The sequence below is a fragment of the Ruegeria sp. YKSD163 genome (genome assembly GCF_059612905.1).
The window spans coordinates 1-4266 of sequence record NZ_JBXWRM010000046.1 but is presented as its reverse complement, the minus strand read 5'-3'; the positions used below and the strand labels follow the sequence as shown (position 1 = coordinate 4266).

The window sequence follows — 4266 nt, the reverse complement described above, 5'->3', positions numbered from 1 at the left end:
GCGATGGCGCGGTCGGCGCGGACCATGACCTGGACGCTGCCGCGCCGTGTGGTGAGGCGGATCATGTCGCCGGGCTCGATGCCCATGGCGCGCAGGGTGGCTGGGTGCATCGAGCAGTTGGCCTCGGGTTCGACCGCGTCGAGCACGCTGGCGCGCCGGGTCATCGATCCGGTATGCCAGTGTTCCAGCTGCCGCCCGGTGATCAGCACAAAGGGATAGTCCGCATCGGGCCGTTCGTCGGGCTCGACGATCTTTGCCGGGGTGAAGCGGGCCCGCTTGTTGGCGCGCGGGAAGCCGTCGCCAAAGACGATGGCCTGGCCCGGGTCTTCGGGGCTGAGCGAGGGATAGGTCACCGCCTCGCCCTCGAGCCGGTCCCAGGTGATGTTGTCGAGCGATTTCATGTTGCGCTTCATCTCGGCAAATACTTCGCTGGGGTGGCTGTAATTCCAGTCGAGGCCCAGGCGCCTGGCCAGTTCGACCTCGATCCACCAGTCTTCCCTGGCCTCGCCCGGGGGCGCCACGGCGGGGCGGCCCATCTGGACCTGGCGGTTGGTATTGGTCACGGTGCCGGTCTTTTCCGCCCAGGCACTGGCGGGCAGGATCACATCGGCATAATTCGCTGTTTCCGTCAGGAAGATATCCTGCACCACCAGGTGGTCGAGCATCGCCAGCGCGGCGCGCGCGTGATCCACATCGGGGTCGGACATGGCCGGGTTCTCGCCCAGGATATACATGCCCCTGATGTCGCCATCATGGATCGCATGCATGATCTCGACCACGGTCAGCCCCTTCTGGTTCGAGAAGTCGCCCGAGTTCCACACGCTGGTAAAGGCCGAGCGCACGCCGTCATCGGTGACCGACTGGTAATCGGGCAGGAACATCGGGATCAGCCCCGCATCGGAGGCGCCCTGCACGTTGTTCTGACCGCGCAGGGGGTGCAGGCCCGCGCCGGGCTTGCCCACATTGCCGGTCATCAGCGCCAGGGAGATCAGGCAGCGCGAGTTGTCGGTGCCGTGGATATGCTGGCTGACGCCCATGCCCCAGAAGATCATGCCCGCCTTGCCCGCCGCAAATGTCCGCGCCGCGTCGCGCAGCTCACCGGCCGCGATGCCGCAGATGGGTTCCATCTTCTCAGGGCTGTACTCGGCCAGATGCGCCTTCATCTCCTCCCAGTTCTCGGTGAACTGGTCGATATAGGCCTGGTCATACAGCCCCTCTTCGACGATCACGTTCATCATCGCGTTCAGCATCGACACATCCGCGCCCGGCTTGAACTGCAACCGATGGGTGGCAAAGCGGCCCATGCCGACGCCGCGCGGATCGCAGACGATCAGCTTGCCGCCGCGCTTGGTGAACTGCTTGAAATAGGTCGCCGCCACGGGATGGTTCTCGATCGGGTTGCAGCCGATCACGATGGCCACATCCGCATTCTCGATCTCGTTGAAGGTCGCCGTCACTGCGCCCGAGCCGACATTCTCCAGCAGCGCCGAGACCGAGGAGGCATGGCAAAGCCGGGTGCAATGGTCGACATTGTTATGGCCAAAGCCCTGGCGGATCAGCTTCTGGAACAGATAGGCCTCTTCGTTCGAGCATTTGGCGCTGCCAAACCCGGCGACATAGCTGCCCTTCTGCGCGCGCAGGTCGGCCAGGCCGCGGGCGGCAAAATCCAGCGCCTCTTCCCAGCTGGCCTCGCGGAAATGGCTCAGCGGATTGCCCGGGTCCACGTTCAGCCCCTTGGGCGCGCCCTCGCGACGGATCAGCGGTTTGGTCAGCCGGTGCGGGTGGTCGATATAGTCAAAGCCGAACCGCCCCTTGACGCAGAGCCGGCTTTCATTGGCCGGGCCGTCGACGCCGGTCACGTATTTGATCTTGTTGTCCTTGACCTTGAAGCTCAGCTGGCATCCCACCCCGCAGAACGGGCAGACGGATGTCACCTCGCGGTCGTAATCGGCGCTGTCGCCATGCTGATAGCTGTCCAGCACGGTCGCCGGCATCAGCGCGCCGGTCGGGCAGGCCTGCACGCATTCGCCGCAGGCCACGCAGGTCGAGGCACCCATCGGGTCGTTCTGGTCGAACACCACCTGCGCCCCGGCCCCGCGCCCGGCCATGCCGATCACGTCGTTCACCTGCACCTCGCGACAGGCGCGCACGCAGAGATTGCAGTTGATGCAGGCATCCAGGTTGACCCGCATCGCCACATGGCTGTCGTCGAGCAGCGGCACATGCGCCGCGTCGCGGGCCGGAAAGCGGCTCTCGCTCACCCCGTTCAGATCGGCCATGGCGTGGAAATGGCTCGACGCGTCATGCGCCACCTCGGGCTGGTCGGCCAGCAACAGCTCGACCACCATCTTGCGGGCGCCCTCGGCGCGGGCGCTGTCGGTGGTGACCACCATGCCCTCGGCCACCGGCCGGATGCAGGACGCGACCAGCGTGCGCTCGCCCGCGACCTCGACCATGCAGGCGCGGCAATTGCCGTCCGGGCGATAGCCCGGGTCGGGCTTGTGGCAGAGATGCGGAATGACCAGGCCGCGGCCATGCGCCGCCTCCCAGATGGTCAGCCCCTCGGGCACGGTGACCTCTTCGCCATTGAGGGTAAAGCTTACCATCTCGACATGTGCGCCGTCGGCCATCTCAGATCTCCTCCGCGAAGTGTTTCATGGTCAGCCGGATCGGGTTCGGCGCCGCCTGGCCCAGACCGCAGATCGAGGCATCCGCCATCACCTGGCACAGCTCTTCCAGCAGCGGCCGGTCCCAGTGTTCGGCCTGCATCAGCTGGACCGCCTTTTCGCAGCCCGCCCGGCAGGGGGTGCACTGGCCGCAGCTCTCGTCCTCGAAGAAGCGCAGCATGTTCAGCGCCGCGTCGCGCGCGCTGTCCTGCTGGCTCAGCACCACCACCGCCGCCGAGCCGATGAAGCTGCCATGCGGCTGCAACGTGTCGAAGTCGAGCGGAATGTCATCCATGCTCGCCGGCAGCAGCCCCGAAGACGGGCCGCCCGGCTGATAGGCCTTGAACACATGGCCCGCCGCCATGCCGCCCGCCGCCGCGATCACGTCGCGGATGGTCGACCCCGCCGGCAGCAGATGCACCCCGGGCTTGGCCACCCGGCCCGAGACCGAATAGCTGCGCAGGCCCTTGCGGCCGTTCTTCTCGACCGAATTCAGAACCTCGGGCCCCTCGCGGCAGACCCGCGCAACCCAATGCAATGTCTCGATATTATGGACCAGCGTCGGACGGTCGAACAGACCCACCTGCGCCACAAAGGGCGGCCGGTGCCGGGGCAGCCCGCGCTTGCCCTCGATGCTCTCGATCATCGCGCTTTCTTCGCCGCAGATATAGGCGCCCGCGCCCCGGCGCAGGTCGATATAGCCTTTGGCCACGATCCCGGCCGCCTCCAGCGCCGCGATCTCGCGCCGCAGGATCTCCAGCACGGCGGGGTATTCGTCGCGCATGTAGATATAGCAGGTCTCGGCCTCCACCGCCCAGGCCGCGATCAGCATGCCCTCGAGGAACAGATGCGGCACCCGCTCCAGGTAATAGCGGTCCTTGAAGGTGCCCGGTTCGCCCTCGTCACCGTTCACCGCCAGGTAACGCGGACCCGGATTGGCCCGCACAAAGCCCCATTTGCGCCCCGAGGGGAAACCCGCGCCGCCCAGGCCGCGCAGGCCCGCCGACAGCACGCTGTCCTGCACCGCTTCCCAGTCGCCGCCCGCCCGCAGCCCCTTGAGCACCGCGTAACCGCCCGCCGCCGCATAGGCATCGAACGTCTCGTATGCGGGCAGATGCGCATGGGTATCGCCCGCCGCGATCGCCGCCCGCACCTTCTCCGGCGTGGCGTGATCGATATGGTTATGGCCCAGCTCCAGCACCGGCGCCGTGTCGCAGCGCCCCATGCAGGGCGCCCGCAACACCCGCACCCGGCCCGGATCGAGCCCCTCTTCCAGCGCCGCGCGCAGCTGCTCGGCCCCGGCCAGCTCGCAGCTCAGCGAATCACAAACCCGGATCGTCAGCGCCGGCGGCGGTGTCTCGCCCTCCTTCACCACGTCAAAATGCGCGTAAAAGGTTGCGGTCTCGTAAACCTCCGCCTGCCCCAGCTTCATCTCGAACGCCAAAGCCGCAAGATGATCCGCCGACAAATGCCCGTAAGCGTCCTGAATGAGATGCAGAAACTCGATCAGCAAATCCCGCCGCCGAGGACGATCCCCCAGCAAAGCACGAACATCCGCCAACGCCTCATCACTATAAACACGACCCTTCGGCAATCGACG

The 4266-nt window shown here is 66.5% G+C and carries 2 protein-coding genes; both read right to left on the bottom strand.

The window, feature by feature from the left end; genetic code table 11:
• Positions 1-2630 (bottom strand): formate dehydrogenase subunit alpha (fdhF, locus tag AC2FNA_RS24065; protein WP_496830951.1); only part of this gene is annotated, 2630 nt, incomplete at its 3' end.
• Position 2631: 1 nt separating this feature from the next.
• Positions 2632-4266, bottom strand: a 1635-nt coding sequence (locus AC2FNA_RS24060; protein ID WP_496830949.1) for an NAD(P)H-dependent oxidoreductase subunit E, incomplete at its 5' end; no start/stop codon positions are given.